The 21,179-nt window shown below is 44.1% G+C and carries 22 protein-coding genes; 17 read left to right on the forward strand and 5 right to left on the reverse strand.

Going from position 1 to position 21,179, the window contains the following annotated elements; all coding sequences use genetic code 11:
* Nucleotides 1–31: 31 nt before the first annotated feature.
* The 11 genes from AAIR98_RS02775 to rimO all read left to right on the forward strand — a co-directional run bounded on the left by AAIR98_RS02775 (nt 32) and on the right by rimO (nt 12,229).
* Nucleotides 32–1,201: a hypothetical protein gene (locus tag AAIR98_RS02775; protein WP_423970724.1), complete on the forward strand. Its 1,170-nt coding sequence runs from the start codon at nt 32–34 to the stop codon at nt 1,199–1,201.
* A gap of 142 nt (nt 1,202–1,343) precedes the next feature.
* A complete protein-coding gene (locus AAIR98_RS02780; RefSeq protein ID WP_423970725.1) occupies nt 1,344–2,942 on the forward strand; it encodes a hypothetical protein in 1,599 nt (532 codons plus the stop codon).
* A gap of 146 nt (nt 2,943–3,088) precedes the next feature.
* On the forward strand, nt 3,089–3,289 hold the full coding sequence (locus AAIR98_RS02785) for a hypothetical protein (RefSeq protein ID WP_423970726.1): 201 nt from the start codon (nt 3,089–3,091) through the stop codon (nt 3,287–3,289).
* 8 nt (nt 3,290–3,297) lie between these two features.
* Complete coding sequence (locus AAIR98_RS02790; RefSeq protein ID WP_423970727.1) at nt 3,298–4,797, forward strand: hypothetical protein; 1,500 nt, start codon at nt 3,298–3,300, stop codon at nt 4,795–4,797.
* A 9-nt stretch (nt 4,798–4,806) separates the two neighbouring features.
* Nucleotides 4,807–6,039 (forward strand): hypothetical protein, encoded by a 1,233-nt coding sequence (locus AAIR98_RS02795; protein WP_423970728.1) that lies wholly within the window; start codon nt 4,807–4,809, stop codon nt 6,037–6,039.
* Nucleotides 6,040–6,183: 144 nt separating this feature from the next.
* Entirely contained in the window at nt 6,184–6,885 is a 702-nt protein-coding gene (locus AAIR98_RS02800; RefSeq protein WP_423970729.1) for a biotin--[acetyl-CoA-carboxylase] ligase, read from the forward strand.
* Complete coding sequence (locus tag AAIR98_RS02805; RefSeq protein ID WP_423970730.1) at nt 6,882–7,112, forward strand: OadG family protein; 231 nt, start codon at nt 6,882–6,884, stop codon at nt 7,110–7,112. Before AAIR98_RS02800 ends, AAIR98_RS02805 begins: the two co-directional genes overlap by 4 nt.
* Before the next feature lie 28 nt (nt 7,113–7,140).
* Nucleotides 7,141–8,931 (forward strand): biotin/lipoyl-containing protein, encoded by a 1,791-nt coding sequence (locus AAIR98_RS02810; RefSeq protein WP_423970731.1) that lies wholly within the window; start codon nt 7,141–7,143, stop codon nt 8,929–8,931.
* Nucleotides 8,932–8,945: 14 nt separating this feature from the next.
* Nucleotides 8,946–10,088, forward strand: a complete 1,143-nt coding sequence (locus AAIR98_RS02815; protein WP_423970732.1) for a sodium ion-translocating decarboxylase subunit beta — start codon at nt 8,946–8,948, stop codon at nt 10,086–10,088.
* 153 nt (nt 10,089–10,241) lie between these two features.
* A complete protein-coding gene (locus AAIR98_RS02820) occupies nt 10,242–10,544 on the forward strand; it encodes a TRL-like family protein (RefSeq protein ID WP_423970733.1) in 303 nt (100 codons plus the stop codon).
* Nucleotides 10,545–10,936: 392 nt separating this feature from the next.
* Complete coding sequence (gene rimO, locus AAIR98_RS02825; RefSeq protein ID WP_423970734.1) at nt 10,937–12,229, forward strand: 30S ribosomal protein S12 methylthiotransferase RimO; 1,293 nt, start codon at nt 10,937–10,939, stop codon at nt 12,227–12,229.
* A gap of 166 nt (nt 12,230–12,395) precedes the next feature.
* Here rimO and AAIR98_RS02830 read toward each other — a convergent pair whose 3' ends face one another.
* The 3 genes from AAIR98_RS02830 to AAIR98_RS02840 all read right to left on the reverse strand — a co-directional run bounded on the left by AAIR98_RS02830 (nt 12,396) and on the right by AAIR98_RS02840 (nt 13,871).
* Nucleotides 12,396–12,800 carry a hypothetical protein gene (locus AAIR98_RS02830; RefSeq protein WP_423970735.1) on the reverse strand — a complete coding sequence of 135 codons (405 nt, stop codon included), beginning with the start codon at nt 12,798–12,800 and terminating at the stop codon, nt 12,396–12,398.
* Between the two features lie 85 nt (nt 12,801–12,885).
* Entirely contained in the window at nt 12,886–13,356 is a 471-nt protein-coding gene (locus tag AAIR98_RS02835) for a hypothetical protein (protein ID WP_423970736.1), read from the reverse strand.
* 38 nt (nt 13,357–13,394) lie between these two features.
* The gene (locus AAIR98_RS02840) at nt 13,395–13,871 is read right to left on the reverse strand and encodes an SH3 domain-containing protein (RefSeq protein ID WP_423970737.1); all 477 of its coding nucleotides are present in this window, start codon (nt 13,869–13,871) and stop codon (nt 13,395–13,397) included.
* 153 nt (nt 13,872–14,024) lie between these two features.
* On the opposite strand from AAIR98_RS02840, the gene AAIR98_RS02845 reads away from it, so the two are divergent.
* Genes AAIR98_RS02845 through AAIR98_RS02855 form a run of 3 tightly spaced genes read left to right on the forward strand, consistent with a single transcriptional unit; the run spans nt 14,025 to nt 15,735 of the window.
* Nucleotides 14,025–14,249, forward strand: a complete 225-nt coding sequence (locus AAIR98_RS02845; RefSeq protein WP_423970738.1) for a NifU family protein — start codon at nt 14,025–14,027, stop codon at nt 14,247–14,249.
* The gene (locus AAIR98_RS02850; RefSeq protein WP_423970739.1) at nt 14,249–15,061 is read left to right on the forward strand and encodes a PHP domain-containing protein; all 813 of its coding nucleotides are present in this window, start codon (nt 14,249–14,251) and stop codon (nt 15,059–15,061) included. Before AAIR98_RS02845 ends, AAIR98_RS02850 begins: the two co-directional genes overlap by 1 nt.
* Nucleotides 15,058–15,735, forward strand: a complete 678-nt coding sequence (locus tag AAIR98_RS02855; protein ID WP_423970740.1) for a glycerophosphodiester phosphodiesterase — start codon at nt 15,058–15,060, stop codon at nt 15,733–15,735. The genes AAIR98_RS02850 and AAIR98_RS02855 overlap by 4 nt, the downstream gene beginning before the upstream one ends.
* Before the next feature lie 258 nt (nt 15,736–15,993).
* Here the strand turns inward: AAIR98_RS02855 and AAIR98_RS02860 are convergent, their stop codons facing one another.
* Complete coding sequence (locus AAIR98_RS02860) at nt 15,994–16,368, reverse strand: hypothetical protein (RefSeq protein ID WP_423970741.1); 375 nt, start codon at nt 16,366–16,368, stop codon at nt 15,994–15,996.
* Nucleotides 16,369–16,538: 170 nt separating this feature from the next.
* Between AAIR98_RS02860 and AAIR98_RS02865 the strand changes: the two genes are divergently transcribed.
* The gene (locus AAIR98_RS02865) at nt 16,539–17,039 is read left to right on the forward strand and encodes a type IV pilin protein (protein ID WP_423970742.1); all 501 of its coding nucleotides are present in this window, start codon (nt 16,539–16,541) and stop codon (nt 17,037–17,039) included.
* A gap of 55 nt (nt 17,040–17,094) precedes the next feature.
* Here AAIR98_RS02865 and hydF read toward each other — a convergent pair whose 3' ends face one another.
* A complete protein-coding gene (gene hydF, locus AAIR98_RS02870) occupies nt 17,095–18,264 on the reverse strand; it encodes a [FeFe] hydrogenase H-cluster maturation GTPase HydF (protein WP_423970743.1) in 1,170 nt (389 codons plus the stop codon).
* A 50-nt stretch (nt 18,265–18,314) separates the two neighbouring features.
* Here hydF and AAIR98_RS02875 point away from each other — a divergent pair, with 50 nt between their 5' ends.
* Nucleotides 18,315–19,319 carry a polyprenyl synthetase family protein gene (locus AAIR98_RS02875; RefSeq protein WP_423970744.1) on the forward strand — a complete coding sequence of 335 codons (1,005 nt, stop codon included), beginning with the start codon at nt 18,315–18,317 and terminating at the stop codon, nt 19,317–19,319.
* On the forward strand, nt 19,319–21,175 hold the full coding sequence (gene dxs / locus AAIR98_RS02880) for a 1-deoxy-D-xylulose-5-phosphate synthase (RefSeq protein WP_423970745.1): 1,857 nt from the start codon (nt 19,319–19,321) through the stop codon (nt 21,173–21,175). Before AAIR98_RS02875 ends, dxs begins: the two co-directional genes overlap by 1 nt.
* Nucleotides 21,176–21,179 lie beyond the last annotated feature (4 nt).

The raw sequence follows: 21,179 nt of genomic DNA on the forward strand, positions 1-21,179 counted from the left end.
TTTTTAAATAGTTAAAAAATTTGGAGATATTATGTATAAAACAAAAATCATGGCCTTGGTATTATCCTGCTTAATGTTAATGAGCAGTGTTTCTTACGCGGGTGACGGTGTAATGACAGCTAAACAATATGTAAACCGCGCTAAAGCTGACAAAGAAGTTGTTTTTGATAAATACGGCAAATATATACAAACCGCAGGTTATACTGACAGCCCTATATTTTGGGTATGGGTTGGCGGTATTGCTCTTATAGCTTTTCCGTGGTGGGTAGACATTGTCGGCTATCCTATAGAACTTGCGTTTAGAGGCGCCTACGCAGGCAAAGACGCTGTTAAGCGTAAAATGGACTTAAGCAAAGCGCGTAAAAATAAAATTTTAAAAGAATTTCAAGAATATATTAAAACTAATACCCACGCGGATTTAGCGCCGCTTGTAAAAATTACCAACCCTGAGGAGCTTACTGTAGCGCTTGAAAAGTGGGAGCTTGAAAAAAATATTAATACAGTTTCCAAAAGCGCCAATAACTCCCGCGCCGCCGCAGGTGAGCTTAAAGCACTTGCCGAGGAAATAAAAAACGCCAAAACATCTTTACCTAAAGATTATTATCTTAGAAAATCTAAAATATACACAAATCTTGGCGCCAATGAATTTGTGCCGTTAAAAGGCGTTGAAAAACTTAACCTTATAAGAATAGAAGAAGAACTTCTGCTTACAGGTAAAGATTTTTCTACCAAAAACATGTTAAAAACTTGGGCAAGAACGTCAGAAATGTCAGAATTTTACGGCGTGGTTAAAAACTACAAAGCAAAAATGCCCGTAGCCGCCGGCAGAAAGGTAAGTTATTTAAAACGCTTCGCGGCTGTTGCTGTGCTGGTGGTAGTGGCTGATTCGTATTTAAGTGAATTACAGGCAAAAAATAACGCTTTGGCAAAAATTTATGAAACCCCCGGCCTGGCAGTTTACGCTGATGACGCTACGCTTGCAGAAGTTGACAAAACCCCGCTTGTTTTGGGCAAGGTAGCTTTAATGTCTGACGCTATGCACTACCTGGCAAACACGCCGTATGAAGAAGGGATAGCGTTTTTAGAAGCCGGAGAGGAAAACGCGACACAAAAAGCGAAAACAATAGACTTTTCCGCTAAAAAAAGTTCCTCTGAAGTCCGTAAAAAAATACAATCCAAATACGGTAAAGTAGGCAGATAAAAATTATTTTTAAAACATCCCCGGGCTTAACCCGGGGATGTTTTTTAGGTCTTAGGGCCCATACAGGCCTGGGTCCTTAAAACGTATTGGCGTAGGTCTTTAGGCCCTGGTTAGGCTCTACGTTAGCATATATCATTTATATATGAACATGCTTAATAAAATAATTTCTTTAATCATTTCTATATCAATTATACACGGTGCGGCCGCGCCTTCGTTCGCGCAGGCGGCCAAAAAAGGCGCGCTAAACTTTACCACGCAAGCTCAGATAGAAAAAAATTACCAAATTTTAAATAATAAAACAAAAAGTATGTTCTTGACGGATGAAGAGTACGCCAAGGCGCAGCAGACGGCCGCGCTCAGGCAGTATAACTCCAATCTTCTGCCGCACGCGGCTTACCAAAAGCGTAACCCAAAACTCACCTTAACAACCTGGGCGGAAAATACCACCGAATACGAAACGGACGTGGAAGCGCTTATAACAATTTTGGCGGACAAAAAATATCTAATGTCAGACAATGTTTATACGGACGGCTCTTGTGTTAGCGGCTACGAGGGTCCGCTGGCGTGTGAGATAGGCGTGCTCAACGGCATATTGCCTTATATTAAGTTTGATAGTAGCGACGCCGCTCTTATAGTAGATTTTATAGCCTTGCAACTTAAACACGCCTACAGCGCTAATGATAAAGAATGGGAAGCCTACAATAGATATGCCATAATATCAGCCTACCTGCTTGCCAATGACCGCACCTCCAAAATCATGCTGGACAGGCTGCTTGACACCATTTGCGGCGCCGGTAACACCATAAACAAAGTTTGGGCCGCCCGCGCATTGGCCGAGGTGGTTTATTTAAGGCCCCACATGCAGGAAATAGCCATAAAAGAACTGGAAGCTTTGTTACAGCGTTACAGTGATTATCTTAAGTATAAAGATGTTGAAAAACATCACATGAATTTAAAAATAACCAACCAGGCTATGGCTAAAAAAGTTTTTATGTACGTAGTATCATTCTTCGCGCAAAAACATGATGACGGTATGATAAAAGGCATGCTTACAGACAGACTTGTGGTTGATGAGTCGCATTTGTTCCAAAACCCGCTGCCAGGCAGAGATATACACGGCAACTTTCACGCCAGTGACCTTGGTTACCGTCATAACATAGCGCACCACGCCATAGCTGCGTTATTTAAAATATACGCCATGGGCCAAAAGTATGACGCCATGAATAACTTTGTTATTAAATATTCCAAACTCAGAGCGGATAAAAAAGATTTTCAGCACTATGTACTATTTGCTATGGAAGGGCTGGATATGTCCTTTGCTATTAAAGACGGCCTGGATATAGACGGCTGGACAGACCAGTACAACTCTTTTATGGCCGCCATGGGCACGGCGCTTTGGGACATGCACCCGGTAATAAAAAGCGTTGTTAATACGCAGGGCGCGCTGGAGTCCGCGGCGCAGTTTGTCGCGGTTATTTTGCTGTTTGACGGCGCTGTAGCTGGCGCTAAATATGTGGGCGGCGCGGTTATAAGGTTTGCTTTATCCGCCAACGCTATTAAATTTGGCAAAACATTTTTAGGCAAAGCCACATCTGCCAAAGTACGGGGCAAAGTAAGCAAAATACTTGCCACCAGTTTTGTGGGCGCAACTTTGATAAGCGACACGCCTCAGCCCAAAAAGACAAAAATAAAAGAAGTAAAATTAAGTAAAGAAACAATTTTAAAAAGAATGGGTAATTAATTGCTATAAATAAATTTGAAAACCCCGCCATTAGCTGGCGGGGTTTTTGTAGGTCTAAAGGCCTATGTTTGCCTGGGCCTTTAGGGTCCCGCCGGTTGGGCCTTTTGACCCTGGTTGTACTGGCGTAAAGCTGGTATCCTGTTAGTATGAAGATACTAAATAAATTTCTTTCTATAATTATTGCCGCAGCAATTTTAACCGCGTCTTACGGCGACGTTTTCGCGCAGACCACCCGCTATTCCAAAAAAACGCAGACTAAACAATTGCCCAAGGCCGCCCCGCGCGCAAAAGCGCTGCCAATGCGAACGGCACGCCAAATTATTCCGCCCAATTTAAAAAAGATTTAAACAATATTTTGTATGACAACAAAACCAACAGTTTGCCGCCGTTAAATTTACCTGGTATTGCAAACGCGCAACCGTTAAATCAAAACCAAAAAATAAATATTCCGCTTTATAACGAAAACATGCCCGCGCGTAAGGCAAACCAGACCATAATCTCATGGGTTATGAACCTTACTGAAAATGATAATAATCTTTATGAGCTTTTTATAATTTTGTCAGACGTAAAATACATGGGGTCAGACACTGTGTATACGGAGGACTCCTGCGTTGACGGTTACTCCGGCGAACTTCAGTGCGAACTAAAACTGCTTACCAAGGTTTTGCCTGAGTTACATTTTAGCGCTTCCGAGTCCGCCGCTTTTGTAGATCTTATTAATAAAAAAATGCTTAGGGCTTATAACAGCCAGGACCCGCAGTGGGAAGTTTATTACAGGTACTCCATTATAGCGGCGTCTCTGCTGGGTAACTCATTTACAGGGCGTGCAATGTTAAACGCTTTGCTGGATAATATTAAGAAACCCGGCGATGCTAAGTATAAAGTATGGTCAGCCTACGCATTGTCAGAAGTTGTTTACCTTAGGCCCAATTTACAGGGTATAGCCATAAAAGAAATTAATGATATTTTGTTCTCTCTGAGCAACCAGCTTAAGCACGCTTATGTGGAAAACCACCACATGGGTCTTAAGATAACGAACCAAGCCATGGCTAAAAAAGATTTTATGTATGTGGTGTCATTCTTCGCGCAAAAACACGATGACGGCATGATAAAAGGCATGCTTACGGACAGGATTGTCACAGAGCAGTCTCACTATTTTCAAACACCCCTTCCGGGTCAGGATAAAAACGGAGATTTCTTTAATACCGAGCTTGGGCGCAAACACAATATTTCCTACAGGCTTGTTACAGCGTTATTCCAGGTTTATAAAATGGGTAAGAAATTTGATGAGATGAATAAGTTTATACTAAAATATTCCAGATTAAGACATGATAAAAGTGATTTTCAGGACTATTTCCTCTTTGCTATGTACGCGCTGGACCAGTCTATGGATATTAAAGAAAACTTATCGCTTGACGGATGGGATGAGCAATACAACACTTTTTTGGCCGCTATGAGCACCGTGCTTTGGGATTTGCACCCGGTAATAAAAAGCTGTGTAAACACGCAGGGCGTGGCGGAGTGTTCGGCACAGGTAGTGGGTGTATTTCTGGCGTTTGAAGTTGTACTTGGCGCGCTTGGTTTTGGCGCCAGTAAAGGCGCGCAGGCAGCGGGAAGAGCGCTTACTTCCAGAACCGCTATCAGAATTCTTGGCCCTAAAACTGTTCGTAATACTCTGCGCTGCGCTAAATGGACTTCCTCCACAACAAAAACGGCTTATAGGCACGCCAAATATATGTTGCCGTCATTTTTAGTGGGCGCTATTATGAAGCAAGACACATCAGAGCCAATAGAAATTATGTATCAAGAAAAAGAACTTTCCAAAGACGCTATTCTTAACGCTATGGGATATTAAGAGGTATTTATGAAAATAACATTTAAAAAGTTTTTATCAGTTTTTACGGCGGGCGTTTTAGTTTTTAGCGCCAGCGCCCCGGCAGTCGCGCAAAAAAACAACGCGCAACGCCCGCGGGCTGTTCCTAATTTAGAAACCATTAAAAAAATGGCAAACGGTAAGGCGGATAAAGAAGAAAATTCTTTAAACAAACTTTTTGCAGGCGCACAGCAAAAGCGTAAAGACACAGAAACTCTGTCCCGCTGGGCACGTAAAGCTAACAATACCAACACCTACGCCCATGAGCTTGCGGCTATTTTGGAGGATGCCGGCTACATAGCTTCAGAAGATGTGTATGACGAGAATTTTGAAGCCCAGTCCATTGTTTTTGAGGATGAAGACGGCGTTCATTTAATTACGGTTGAGACTGAAATGGGTATTTTTATACCTAAAGCGCAGGAAATTAAATTTAGCGCGGCCGACGCGCAAATGCTGGTTGCCGTTGTGGCGGAAAAACTTAAAACAGATTCCTTAAAAAACGATTCTTTAAGCATACGTTACGCTTTTATAGCGGCGGCCTTTTTGCATAATAGAACTACCGGCCGCGCCATGTTTGACGCAGCTGTAAATATTTTAAAGTCAAATATTCCCGTCGGCTGTAAAACGGGCGCGCTAAAAACTCTTACCACATTAGAAACACTTACCGCTCACCAAAAAAGAACTCTGGCAAAGGAAATCCCGGTAATTTTAAATACCTTGGGGCATGAGCTTAAAAAACTTCCTAATGATAACTACAATAAGCCCATACCTATAAACAACCAGGTGGTAGCTGCTAAAATAGGCAATAATATGGTGTCGCAGTTTAAGCAGCGGCTTGCCACGCTGTCAGGCTATCTTTTAGGGCGCAAGCTTACTTTGTGGCCCGGTGAAGACGGGCAAGGCGTTTTTTATAATACAGAAATGGGCGTCAGCCATAAACTGGCGTTTGTACTTACCAAAATGCTGTTTGCTATATACAAGAGTGATAATAATAAGGCTGCCATGTTTGCTTTTATGCACAAATATCTTAAGCTTAGCTATACGGGCAAACAGTTTGATAACTACCTTTTATTTTCTCTTTACGGGTTTCAGGCTTTTCTGGGTGTGATAGAAAACGAGGCCGAACTTGTTCTTTATGAAAAAGAAGCTTTAGAGTATTTGCATGCGCTTGAGACGACCTTGGATAAAGTGGCGCCGGGTATAGGTATAGCCCCAATGTTTTAATTTTTTAAAAGGCGCCCTAACAGGCGCCTTTTTTTATATACTACCGCCGTAAAATTATTTTGTAGAAGTATATTTCTACTTTTCCGCCTAAAATACGCCCGAAAACGGTTGAGAGTCTGCTCAAAACCTTGTACAATTAAGAAAATGCATAATATTTTAGAATTTGATGAACTAAATTCCACCAATACCTATGTAAAAGAAAACGCCGCGGCACTTAGCGATAAAACAGCCGTAGTCGCTCTCAGGCAATATTCCGGGCGCGGCAGGTTTGACAGAACGTGGGTTTCTGACGAGGGCGGACTTTATTTTACCTTGGTTTTAAAACCTGCTAAAACAGATTTTTTGCATAACTTAACACAGCTTATGTGCGTAAGCGTGTGTACGGCGGTAAACGCTTACGGTCTTAAAAGTTATATTAAATGGCCTAATGACGTGCATATTAATAAACAAAAAATTTGCGGCATTTTAAGCGAGGCCGTTATAAAAGACGGCAAGTTTTACGCCTTGGCGCTGGGCACCGGCATTAACGTGGGGCAGGCGGCCGTAAACGGCGTTAACCAAAGCGCGACGTCGCTAAAAGAGCAGGGCGTGGAGGTAGGCAGGCAAGACATTTTAAACGCAGTGCTTAACAATTTTTTTAGTTTATATGAAGATGTTATAAACAACGGTTTTGCAGCAATTAGTGAGCAGTACAGGCAGTTGTTCCCGTTTTTAGGAACGCAGGTCACATTATCCGCGCAAGGTAATATTACAGGTTTGGCCGCGGGCATAAGTGACCTGGGGGAACTTATACTTTTAACCCCCGAAGGAAAAGAAATAAAAGTTTTAACAGGAGAGATTATATGAATGAATCGGGCATATTAATGCAGGGCGTCATGGTTACGGCTATAGGCATGAGCTTTGTGTTTATATTTTTAACGTTCATGATTGGCGCTATGAACGTGCTTAAATACGCTGTGGCCGCACTCGACAAAGTTTTACCGCTGCCGCAGGAAGCAAAACACACCGCCAAGGCGGACCACGGCAAAATAGCATTGGCAATTGCCGCGGCAAGAAAGTTCGCTGGTAAGTAGTTTTAAGTTTTAAAGGAGAATAGCAGAAATGAAAAAGATTAATTTTATGGTAACAGCGTTTAGAGACGGGTTTCAGTCTGTCTACGGCGCGCGTGTTTTCGCAAAGGACTATATGCCGGCTGTTGAAGCGGCAAAAAACGCGGGTATCACACATTTTGAAGCGGGCGGCGGGGCTATGTTCCAGTCACCGTTTTTTTATTCTAACGAAAATTCCTTCGACAACATGGACCTCTTTAGAAAAACAGCCGGTAAAGACGCTAACCTGCAAACCTTAGCGCGCGGCGTTAACGTGGTAGGCCTTGAATCACAAAGCAGCGACATTATCAAATTACACGCCGACCTTTTTAAAAAACACGGCATGACCACAATTAGAAACTTTGACGCCTTGAACGACGTTAACAACCTTATTTACAGCGGCAAATGTATTAAAGACGCCGGGCTTAAGCACGAGGTCTGCGTTTCCATGATGTCACTTGCCCCGGGCTGGGATAAAGAAGGCAAAACACATACGCCTGAGTTCTACTCCAAAATTTTAAAACAGATTTTAGACGCGGGCATCGTGTTTGACAGCGTTTGTTTTAAAGACGCTTCCGGCACATCAACCCCCACAACCGTGCACCAGACAATAGCCTTAGCGCGTAAAATGCTGCCCGAAGGCACAAAAATAGTTTTCCACACGCACGAAACAGCCGGCAACTCCATTGCCTGCTACCTAGAAGCTATCCGCGCGGGCGCGGACTCTATAGACCTGTCGCTTTCACCCGTATCGGGCGGCACCTGCTCACCTGACGTGGCCACCATGTGGCACGCGCTTAGAGGTTCAGAGTATACATTAGATATTGATATCAATAAAGTTATGGAAGCGGAAAAAGTATTTGAAGACTGCATGAAAGATTACTTTTTACCGCCCGAATCAAAAGCTGTCGACCCAAGAATCCCCTTTGCCCCTATGCCGGGCGGCGCTTTAACAGCCAATACACAAATGATGAGAGACAACGGCATTTTGGACAAATATAATGAAGTTATTGACAACATGGGCGAATGCGTAAGACGCGGCGGCTTCGGCACGTCAGTCACACCGGTTTCCCAGTTCTACTTCCAACAGGCTTTTAACAACACAATGTTCGGCCCCTGGAAAAAGTTTGCAGATGGCTACGGTAAAATGGTGCTTGGCTATTTCGGCAAAACACCCGTCGCACCGGACCCGGAGATTGTTAAACTGGCCGCCAAAGAGCTTGGCCTTGAACCTACAACAAAACCTGTTTTAGAAATTAACGACGCCAACCCCAAAAAAGGCATTAAGCCCGCTACAGAAAAACTGCAGGCTAACAACCTGCCCGTAACGGACGAAAACATCTTTATTACAGCCGCTTGCGGTGATAAAGGTATAGACTTCCTTAAAGGCACGGCCAAAGTAAGCGTACGCAAAGGCGCCGCAGCCGCTAAATCGGCCGAAGGTTCCAACGCCTGCGCTGTTACCATTGACGGTACGGTTTATAACGTACAATTAGACGGCGATAAAGCCACAGTTAACGGCAAAGCTTATAATGTAAGCGTAGCCGAGGGCAAAGCCGACGCTTCCAAACCCGCTGCCGCCGCAGGCGGCGCCGCTAAAGAAATGAAAGCCCCACTCCCGGGCGCTGTCATGAGGCTTAGCGTAAACGAGGGCGACCATGTTTCCGAAGGCCAAACCATACTTGTTATGGAAGCCATGAAAATGGAAACAGAAGTTAAGGCCATATCTTCCGGCGCTGTACACTTTAAAGTAAAAGCCGGCGACAGAGTAGCCACAGGCGACGCTCTGGCCGAAATCAAATAAGGAACGGTATAAAAATGGAATTAACAGAAGCTTTAATAGGTTTGTGGCAATCAACCGGTCTTTATAACCTTGCTTGGCAGCAGGGGGTAATGATTTTGGTTTGTATGGTGCTGCTTTGGCTTGGTATAGCCAAACAGTTTGAGCCTTTGCTCTTAATCCCCATAGCTTTCGGCGGTGTGCTGGCAAATATTCCGGTGGCGGAAATTGCCGGGCCGGCCGGCTTTTTGGGCATTATTTATAACTTTGGTATAAACTCAGGTTTATTTCCGCTGTTTATATTTATAGGCGTTGGCGCTATGACGGACTTTGGCCCGCTTATAGCCAACCCTAAAATGGCGCTCTTGGGCGGCGCGGCGCAGTTTGGTATATTTACCACGCTGCTTGGCGCGCTTTTGCTTACCCATTTCGGTATTTTGGACTTTAGCATACAAGACGCCGGCGCTATAGGCATTATCGGCGGCGCGGACGGCCCTACGGCTATATTTTTAGCCAGCCGTTTGGCTCCTGAGTTGTTGGGTGCTATAGCCGTGGCGGCGTATTCTTATATGGCTTTGGTGCCTATAATACAGCCCCCTATTATGCGCGCTTTAACAACTGCTGAAGAGCGCAAAATAGAAATGAAACAAATGCGCCACGTAACCAAAAGGGAAAAGATTTTATTCCCCATAATGGTATTGTTGCTTTGCGGTCTTTTACTGCCAGACGCCGCGCCGTTGCTTGGCGCGATAACATTTGGTAACCTGCTTACCGAGTGCGGCGTAACGGACAGACTGTCCAAAACAGCGCAGAATGAGTTTATTAACATTGTTACCATAATGTTAGGCTTGGCGGTAGGTTCTAAGCTGTCTGCAGAACAGTTCCTGGTAGGCAAGACTTTAGGCATTTTAGTGCTGGGTGTTGTTGCGTTTGGCGTGGGTACGGCTTCAGGTGTACTGCTTGCCAAGCTTATGAACGTATTCAGCAAAGATAAAATTAACCCGCTTATTGGTTCCGCAGGCGTGTCCGCCGTTCCTATGGCGGCCCGTGTTTCCAACAAGGTGGGGCAAGAGTCTAACCCGCACAACTTTCTGCTCATGCACGCCATGGGGCCTAACGTATCAGGCGTTATAGGCAGCGCGGTTGTGGCTGGTATACTGCTGTCACTGCTTGGTAAATAAGTAAAGTTTTTAGGTTTTATAACAATAAAACGCCCCTCTTTTCTACCGGGAAAGGGGGGCATTTGTATAGGTAAAAGGTTAATATTCCTTGAAATATAAAGTAAAACTATTATAGAATAGATAAGTAGCAATTATCACTTAAGGAGAAATTAAATGAAAAAAGTATTAGCATTAGCAGCTGTAGTAGTTATGCTCGCAGCCTGCACATCACCTGCCTCCTACCTCGGCGGCGCTTTAATCAGCGAAACAGTTGAACCTACAATGGTAACCGGCAACACCGGTACAAAAACAGGCAAAGCTTGCGGCAAAAACTACTTATCAATCTTTGCTTCTGGCGATATGTCAATTGAAGCCGCCAAAAAAGCCGGCAACATCAGAACAGTAACATCAGTTGACAGAGAAGTCAAAAACTTCATCTTAGTCGCCGATGTCTGCACAATCGTTACAGGCAACTAATTAAGATTTAGAATCTTAAAAAACCCTGCCTTAGGGCAGGGTTTTTTGTTTCCTCCTGCGGAGGAAACACCCCAAATCTTTGGCGGATTTTTAAGTTTCGCCCGTTTGGACACACACTTCACTCGCAAGCTCGCTGCGGACAAGTGTGCCTGAAACGGGCGAAACTTAAAAATCCACTCAAATCTTCGGGGGCCTGGACTTTATTTTATAGATGCTTTTATTATTCCTCGCCCCTTTGGTGGATAGCGTAGCATGCATATATCCGGTATGTAGAGGAAGTTTTGCCGCGTTGTTTAGCGCAAAGCGCTTGCGGCAAAGCAGGTGAGGTGGCATGTGAGCTTGTAGCTCGTGGGTATAATGCGTTGTGTTTACAAATAAGATAAAATATATATATGAGCAAAATATTTACCATCAGCCTTGGCTGCAGCAAAAATCTTACTGATACAGAAGAAATTTTAGGCAACCTCCTCCATAAGCGCCACACCTTAGTGGCCAGTGAGGCGGACGCCGATACCATTATCATAAACACCTGCGCCTTCATAAAACCCGCCAGACAGGAGGCCGACCGCGAGATTAAACGCGCAAGCCGCTTAAAGGCCAAAGGCAAAGTAAAAACGCTCATAGTAGCAGGCTGTCTCACACATAAAGAGGGCAAAACTCTACCCGCTAAATACCCGTTGGTGGACGCTTTTATAGGCCTTAACGAGATAGAAAAAGTAGACAAAGTGCTAAAAACCCCAAAACACAGTTTTAACTGCGCCCCAACCATGATTGCCGCGCCCAAATTTAAACTGCAGTTAACCGTGCCCCATAGCGCCTACCTAAAAGTGGCCGACGGCTGTAATAATTGCTGCGCCTACTGCACAATACCGTCAATAAGGGGTCGTTTCCGCTCCAAAACAGTGGACGAAATAGTGACGGAGGCCAAAGCCATGGCCGCCAATGGCGTTAAAGAAATTTCGCTCATAGCGCAGGACACAACCGCCTACGGCCAGGATATATACGGCAAACCGTCTTTAGTTAAATTACTGCGTAAACTGGTAAAAATAAAGGGTGTGGAATGGTACAGAATAATGTACGCCTACCCCGAAACAGTTACTGAAGAACTTTTAAAGTTTATAGCGGAAAACCCCAAAATTTGCCGCTACATTGATATGCCGCTGCAACATATTGCCGACCCTGTGCTAAAAGCCATGCGCCGCAGAAGCGGCTCGGCCGAAATAAAAGAAAAAATAAAGATGATACGCAAATATGTGCCCGAAATGGCCTTGCGCACCAACTTTATAGCGGGGTTCCCGGGGGAAACAGATGGGGATTTTGGGGAACTTAAGAAATTTGTAAAAGACACAAAATTTGATAATGTAGGCGTATTTGCCTACAGCAAAGAGGACGGCACCGCCGCCGCCATAATGAAAAACCAAATACCAAAGGCAGTTAAAAACGCCAGAGCGGAAGAGCTGGTAACTGCCCAAAGCCGCGTGGTAGACGCCAATAATAAAAAACTAAAAGGCAAAATAATAACCGTACTTTTGGACTCCCCCAACAGTGGCCGCAGCCAGGCCGACTCGCCCGACATCGACGGCAGAGTATACATAGAGGGCAAAAGCAAATACAAGGCGGGCGACTTTGTAAAAGTAAAAATCACCCGCGCCCAGGGCTACAACAGGTTTGGTAAGATTGTTTAAATCAAATAAAAGTATGAACTAAAAAGGCCGCCCAATAGGGCGGCCGTATTAATAAGTTAGATTTTGATATGTTGTAATTTTGATGAAATCAAAATAATCAAAATCGCTTTTTGCATAGCAAAAAGGCCGCCCAATAGGGCGGCCGTATTAATAAGTTAGATTTTATTTAAATCTTACCGCCTATCAGCAGTGTTCCGGGGGTGATTTCTTCTCCTTTTTTGCCTATGGCAGGGTGTAGGAATATATCATTATTTTTAAGAGAAAAGCCTATAAAAGCAATGTCAATGTTTTTAGCTTTTAACTTGGTTTTTATATAAACTTTATTGCCGTCAATTTTGTAACACAGGTTTATTTTACCTTTCCAGTCTTCTGATTCTATAGCGTAAGAGGAAGTTTTGCCAAATACTTTTACGGCGCTGTCCAGCGTTAAAACAAAATATTGGGTTTTTTTAGTGATATCAAGGTTAACTTGTTGGTTAAGAGTGATTGGGGTGTACTTTTTATTATCTTTTGCCGTTAATATAGCCGGGGCAATTAACAGGGCCAAAATTAATGCTGTAAGTTTTTTCATAAGCGTCTCCAAGTTTTTTATCTTTAATTAGTATAACAAAAAAGCCCCGCTTTGGCGGGGCTTTTTTTTGTGTGTTAAATCTAAATTATCTGGCAGCTGTTCTAAAGAAGTTGCCTCTGGTGGAAGCCATTTTAGGCTTGCCTGTCATTTTGTCAGCGTCTATAACAATATCTTTAGAGTTGTTAGCGTACATGCCGTTTGCGGAGCCAAATATATCGCCCGCTTTTAATACGCCAAGGTTGCCGTGGCTGTTGATTTGCACGTCAAGCTTAACATTGCCCTCAATCTCACCCACCAGCATGTCAGCGGGGGTAATTTTAAACTCAAGGGGGAATGTGGGGTTAATAACTCTTTTAATAGCCACCGGAACATCCGCTTCATTTTTTACAATGATAGAGCAGGTGTTGTTCTGCGCTTGGGCGTGCTTAAGTATTCTCGTGTCAGACACTGTTACCGTGCCGGACAAAGAAAATTTGTCTTCCTCTTGCTTATTATAAAAGGAATAAGCACAGAAAACTAAGGCGCCAAGTACTATTAATGTTATAAAGTTCTTCATATCTATATTTTACCAAAGAAAAACTAATTTGTTACCGGCTATTTAGCGGCTTTGGCCCTGGGGCCCCAAAGGTTGGCGCCGTATACCCAGCCTGTGCAAACGCCTTCCGCTTTGTTGGCCGGTTCGTCCGACACTTGGTACCAGCCGCCTTTTTTACCTAAATATTTAAGAGCGTAGCCCTTTTCAATTGTGCAGGCAAGTGCGCCGCTGGAGCTGGCGGTTTTGCGTACGTTTAAATCACTGGTGGCAGAAAGGCCCATTTGCGTGCTGAGCAGTGTATAGTAAATCCAGCCTGTGTGGCCCTCAAAATCTTTTACTTGTACCCATTTTTTATCTTTGGTTACGGAAATCATATCAAGCGGCGTGTACTTCCACGCTTTCCATTTTACGGAACATTTTGTGCCGGCGCAGCTGCGGATATTGGCCTCGTACGAACCTACGGTTGCGTACCTGGCGGCAAGCGCGGGGGCCGCGGCAAAACTTACTATAAGAGCCATGACTAATAATTTCTTCATTTTGTTCACCTTACAATTAAGATTAATACACAATTACAATATATCAAAATATAGCAAATTTTAGCAATATTTAATAATTAAATATATTATACAAAGTTAAGTCCTTACTAAAATATTATAATATAAACATAAATTAATACAAGGCGGTAAGTTATGAAAGACAAAGTTCAAGCGGTAATTGAAACCATAAGACCCATTTTACAAGGCGACGGCGGCGACCTGGAACTTGTAAAAGTAGACGAAAACACAGGCATAGTATATGTGGCGCTTAAAGGGCGCTGCGGTGGCTGCCCGGCCTCACAAATGACTTTAAAAGCGGTTGTGGAAAGAAAGCTTATGCAGGAAGTGCCCGAAGTTAAAGGCGTTGAAAGAGTATAATGCCCATTATAGACCTGCACACACATTCTAAATATTCAGACGGCACTTCAAGGCCGTCTGAAACTGTTGTGCAGTGCGCTAAAAAAGGCGTACGCCTTTACGCTCTTACAGACCACGATACAGTTGAAGGCGTGGCGCAGGCGGGGGAAAAGTGCGCTAAGTATAATATTAAATTTTTAACAGGCGTTGAGGTCAGCACCCGTGAGGACGAGCACCTGCATTTTTTGGGTTTTGGGGTAGATGTTGAGAATGAAGGATTAAAAACCTTTCTAAAAGAAAACGTAGAAAAAAGAGTTTTAAGAATTAAAAAAATAATACAGCAGTTAGCTGAGCACGGGCTGCCGATAACAGAGGAAGACGTATTTTCCCGCGCTAAAAACGTAGTGTCGCGCGCGCACGTGGCTGACGCTATTAAAGCCAAGGGCATTGTGCCCACCAGGCAAGAGGGGTTTAGAAAATATTTAGTACCCGGCGCGCCCGGCTACGTGCAATCAATGGGCGTAAGCGTGGTAGAGGCCATAGGTCACATTAAAGCCGCAGGCGGCAAGGCCGTTATAGCGCACCCCGGGTTAGTTAAGCCCAAGTGGGATTTTAAAAAGTGGACGGACGCGGGTTTAGACGGGATAGAAGTTTTTTACCCTTCACATAATACCGTTATGATACAAGAACTTTTGTATATAGCCAGAGAGTATAATTTGTTTGCCACCGGCGGTTCAGACAACCACGGCCCGGGCAGCGGGCGCACGCCCAAAGTAGGTATGGAGATACCGCAGCAGTATTATGACAAGTTACTGGAGGCGTTTGGGTTATGAAGATAATAGGGCACCGCGGCGCACCGTTTTTTGCGGCGGAAAACACGCTGGATTCTTTTCGTGTTGCCGGCAGCCTTGGGCTGAATATTTTTGAAACAGACGTTCACCTTACCAAAGACGGTGTGGTGATTGTATGTCATGACGAAGATTTAAAACGCACCTTTGGCGTTAGCCTTAAAATAAAAGATTCCAACTACAACGCGCTTGCCAAGTATAATGTGCCAACGCTTGCCGCCCTGATGCAAACGCTTAGCGGCGGCGTTACCTTAAATATAGAAATAAAAACTGATGTGGTAGATTACCCGGGTATAGAAGCCAAAGTGCTTAAAGCAATTGCCGGGTGGAATGGTAATATTATAATTTCCAGTTTTAATTATGAAACACTTAAACGTGTAAGAATTTTAGACAAGAACATTAAACTTGGTTATCTTACCCGTGAGTTTAGCCCCACCCGGGCCAAAGAAATTAGCGCCGCTACAGTTAATATGAGCTCTAAAAGAATTACTAAAAATATTGTGGAAGTTGCACGCAAACTTGGTATGGAAGTGTGGATATATACGGTAAATGAATATGAAGAGTTTTTAAGAATGCGGGAATTAGGCGCGGACGCCGTGTTTACAGATAACCCGTATGTTGACCAGCCTGGGTTTGATAAAATAGGCGGCGTAGAATAAAGACTTTTTCGCTTCGCGTCTTCCAGCCTGCGCTCCCTGCGTTCGCTCGGGTTTCATCATCAGTTTAAATTTTCTTCGGATTTTGGTGGATTTTTGTTTTTCTTTGTACTCACCGTACGCTTCGCTCTTAAGTACTTATTCGCACAAAGAAAAACAAAAATCCACTCAAACTCCTGTGAAAATTTTCTTCTATTACAGCATTTATAACAACATTTACAACACAAAAATAAAGCCCCCGGTTAGCGGGGGCTTTTAAATTTATTCTACATCGTATTCGTTATATCTTGTGCCGGAGTCTGTGTCTGTGGCGCCGGGGTAGGTGCCGGGCATATAACGCTTGGGGCGCTTCCAAAGTCTGCTTTCTTTATAATCAGATACGGATTTTAAGCCGTCATCTAAGGGCATGTTTTTTTCGTCATAATAAAAAGTTTCTTTGGGCAGTACTCTAAAAATGTAGTTAGATTCTACCACAGGCGGGGCGGCGCGGCGCTCGCTCTGCGCTTCTTGCTCTATCTGCGATTCATACTCCCCTTCTTCTATATACAAAGTTCTGTTTTCTTTTTTGGAAGATGAACACGCCGCCAAAAATAAAGCGCACGCGCAAACCAAAAATAAAGAAAATAAATTTTTCATATTTACTCCAATTAAGCTATATATCTGATAATATAAATTTTTTATTTAAAAGTGCAACTATATATATAATACAAAAAAAGCTGGCTTTTTTTTAAATAATAATAGTACAATGATTTTATTATAATGATATTTATTACATTACATCAAATCCAAGCTTTAAAGTAGGTTTTATGAACAAAGGTTTTACATTAATAGAATTGTTGGTGGTTGTGCTTATTATAGGTATATTATCAGCCATGGCGCTGCCGCAGTACACAAAAGCTGTGGAAAAGTCCCGCTCTGCCGAGGCGTTCCTTAACCTCAAATCTATGACGGACTCTATGGAGCGCACCCGCTTAAATGACGGTTATTACCCCTCTGACTTTGACGTGCTGGACCTTACGTTTCCTTTTGAGGAAGACGCGTCTATTAAAGACGAAAACGATGTTACTAACCCTATAAAAACCAAAAACTTCGCTTTTCATATGAAGGCGGACTGCGTTACAGCCCAGCGCTTGCCGGGTGAAACTAACTATGCCTTAAGGTACTACCTTATAAATGGTGAAAACGCCAGAAAAGGCAGCAGAGTTTGCATAGGATATAGTGACAAGGGTGAACAGGTTTGCCTGACTATGGGCGGTGAGGTCAGCGGTACTGAAGGTACGGCTATTATGTATAATTTGCCGGACTAAACTTTGGTTAAATAAAAAGCCCCGCTTAAACAAGCGGGGCTTTTTTATGTAAATTTTATAGCAGCGGGCGCAGGACGCGCTCGAATATGCCGTTGCAAAACGCTATAGCCATGCCGTAGTTTGATATTGCTACACCGGCGTCCATGGCGTTATTAATGCGGTTTTGTAATTGTTTGTCCGTTATCATACATCCGCCACATTGTATGGCGAGAGCGTAGGAAGATAAGTCCTCCGGCAGCGCTTCCAGCCCGGCCACAACCGTAAACTCCAGCTTTTTGCCTGTAAATTTTTGCAGCAGGTTGGGCAGTTTTGTGCGGCCTATATCCACACAGTGGTTTACCGTGTGGGTGCAGGACTCCAGTATTAAAACTTTATTGCCGTCTTTAAGGTTGGGTATAGTTTTGGTGCCTTTTACCATGGCTTTAAAATTGCCTTTGGTGCGGGCCAAAAGTATGCTAAAACTTGTCAGCGGTATAGAGGGCGGTATTTTTTGTGAAACATATGCAAACACCTGCGAGTCCGTCACCGCCAAAGCTATATTTGGTTTTTTTGCCAGCACCTCTTCAACTTCCGCGGGCTGTACGCATATTGATACGGCATTAAGGTCAAGCGCCGCCCTTAAGGTTTGCATCTGCGGCAGTATCATGCGCCCTGCGGGCGCAGACGCGTCTATAGGTGTTATTAAAAGCACAGTATCGCCCTTTTTTACCATTCCGTCCAAAAGGCCTTTGGGTACCGATGAAGCCTTTTCCAAATGTTTTTTTATCATGGCGAAAAGCGGCCCGGTTTCGGGCTTTTTGGCGGAAAAATCAAGTATATCAGCCCCGGTTACTTCTATTTTAAGGGGGTTTTGGTCGCTTTTGTTATGTATTAAAAAGAAAGGTATTTTTTTAGATACAAAGCTTGCCATTAAGCTTTGTTCATAATCCGTAAAAACATTGCCCGCAAAAACTAAAATGGCTAAATCCACATGGTCCAGCATATTTTTGGACTGCTTTACCCTTCTTTCCCCCAATTTACTGGCGTTATCATCCAGCCCGCCGGTATCTATAAGTACAATGGGGCCCAGGCCCTCAATTTCCATTACTTTTTTAATTGGGTCTGTGGTGGTGCCGGGGGTATCGTCTACTATAACAGTCTCTTGCCCCGCAAGAGCGTTAAAGATAGAACTTTTGCCCACATTCATACGGCCGAATATACCAATATGTGGTTTGTTTATCGCCATAATGATATAATACATTTATTGGAACTCTTAGTCCATGCCAAGGAGATAATATGAGCCATTTTGAAAAGTATCTTAAACAAAAAGCCGCGGTTGTAGAAAAAGGCTTATCTAAATATATATCTAAAGTAACCAACTCCCCACAAGTTTTAGTAGACGCTATGGACTATTCTTTACAGGCCGGCGGCAAACGTGTGCGCCCCGTGCTTGTTATGGCGGCGGCGGAAGCCTTTGGCAAAAAAGGCGCCGACGTATTGGCGGCTGCCTGCGGCGTTGAAATGGTGCACACCTACTCTCTTATACACGACGACCTGCCCAGCATGGACAATGACAGTTTAAGGCGCGGCAAACCCACCAACCATAAAGTATTTGGCGAAGATACGGCGCTTTTAGCTGGCGACGCTATGCTTACATACGCCTTTGAAGTTTTTGCCCAAAACGGTGAGGTTAAGTCTATAGGCGCGGCAAATACGCTTAAAGCGCTTAAAGTTTTTGCCAACGGCGCCGGGGCACAAGGCATGGTAGGCGGCCAGGTGACGGACGTTTTTGCCGAAGGCCTGGTAATAAACAAACTTAAACGTATTGACCGTGTTAAAAAAGAAAGTAAAACGCTTGCCAAGAAGGGCCTTAACTATTTTCTTCTTCCCGCTAAAATTAAAGAGATCAGCACAGAAACCGTGCTCTCCTATATACACGCCAACAAAACCGGCGCGCTTATCAGGCTTAGCGTAGAGTGCGGCGCGACCTTGGCGGGAGCGTCTGACAAAGACATTGAAAACATGCGTAAATACGGCGCGGCCATGGGCCTTGCTTTCCAGATAGTGGACGATATTTTAGACGTTACCGTAAGCGCCAAAAAACTTGGCAAGTCTAACAGCGACGCTGTAAACGGCAAGCTTACCTTTGTTTCATTATACGGTTTAGAAACCAGCCGCAAATACGCGCAGGCGGTTATAGAAGAGGCCGTAGGCGCTTTAAATAAAGTAAAAGGCCTTAAAAAAGCGCAGGCTAAACCGCTTTACGATATGGCCGAGTTCTTTTTAAAGAGGAGCATGTAATGAAGATTTTACCCGGCATACGCAGCCCGCAGGATTTAAGAAATATCAACCCAAAGCTGCTGCCCGAACTTTGCGAAGAAATAAGAAAAACTATTTTAAGCACCGTCAGCAAAAATGGCGGGCACCTAGGTTCCAGCTTGGGCGCGGTGGAGCTTATTACCGCGTTGCACTACATGTATAACACCCCCCAAGATAAACTGGTTTTTGACACAGGCCACCAGGCTTACGCGCACAAAATCTTAACAGGCCGCTTTAAAGATTTTCAAAATATCAGAACAAAAGGCGGTATAAGCGGGTTCCCCAAACGCAGTGAATCTGAGTACGACACCTTTGGCGTGGGCCACGCTTCCACCTCGCTTTCAGCGGCGCTGGGTATGGCCATAGCCAGAGATTTAAAAAAAGAAAACAGTAAAGTTGTATGCGTAGCGTCCGACGGCTCTTTAACGGGCGGTATGGCGTATGAGGCGCTGCAAAACGCCGGCCAGTTAAATACCGACATGCTTGTGATACTTAACGATAACCAAATGTTTATCTCACAGCGCGTAGGTTCTTTAGGTAAATTTTTAACAAAACTTGTAACCAAAAAATATGTACAAATGGCTGAAGAAAAGGCCACAAAATTTCTTAAAAGCATGAGTTCCTTAGGTAACGACGCCGCAAAACTGGCCAAACGCGCCAGGGCAATTTTGTTTCCGGGTACGATATTTGAGGAAATGGGGTTTAGATATTTTGGCCCTATCAACGGCAATGATATTAATGAGCTTATTACTGTACTTACAGATATTAAAGACACCAAAGGCCCCGTAATTTTACACGTAGTTACCAAAAAGGGCAAGGGCTATACCCCCGCCGAAGAAAAGCCCACAGACTTTCACGGCCTTGGTATTTTTGATTTAGAAACAGGCAAATCTTCAGGCGGTAAAGTCGCGGTGCCTACGTTTACAAAAGTATTTTCTAATACCATTGTTAAGCTGGCGGAAGAAGATGAAAAGATTGTCGCCATTACCGCCGCTATGCCCGAGGGTACGGGGCTGGACGTTTTTAGGGATAAATACCCGCACAGATATTTTGACGTAGGCATAGCCGAAGAGCACGGCGCTACCTTTGCCGCAGGTTTAGCGGCTGAGGGCATGAAGCCTGTTTTTGTATTATATTCTTCTTTCGCGCAAAGGTGCTATGACCAAATTTTGCATGACGTCTGCTTGCAAAACCTGCCCGTCGTTTTCGCTTTAGACAGAGCGGGTGTTGTAGGTGAAGACGGTCCCACGCACCATGGTGTTTTTGACATGAGCTTTTTGCGCAATATTCCAAACCTTACCATTTGCGCCCCGGCTGATGAAAACGAACTTCAGCATGCTTTGCATACGGCTTTTGAATCGGGCAAACCTTTTGTTGTGCGCTACCCAAGAGGCACGGGCTTTGGCGTGGAAATGGACAAAAAGCTTACCACACTTGAAATAGGCAAGGCTAAAGCGGACCATTTTGGTAAAGACTTTAACATTTTAGCCATAGGCAACCGCTACCACCCCGCGCTTAAAGCGGCGGAAATGTTAAAAGAGCAAGGTATAGACTGCGGCGTTGTTAATATGCGCTATGTCAAACCTTTAGACGGCGCGATGGTGGACAAGGCGCTTAAAAAATCTAAAAATATTGTTACGGTGGAAGATAATATGCTGGCCTGCGGCTTTGGTTCGGCCGTGGCTGAATATCTGGCGGACAAGCAGGAAAAGTTTACGTTGCTGCGTCTTGGCATTGGCGACGAGTTTGTGGAACACGCCAAACCCGCCCAGCTATATGAAATGCTTGGCATAACGCCCGAACAAATTTGTGACAAAGTAAAGAAGTTTATCAAATAAACAA

The organism is Elusimicrobium simillimum, from assembly GCF_049639735.1.
In the GTDB taxonomy this organism is placed as follows: Bacteria; Elusimicrobiota; Elusimicrobia; order Elusimicrobiales; family Elusimicrobiaceae; genus Elusimicrobium; species Elusimicrobium simillimum.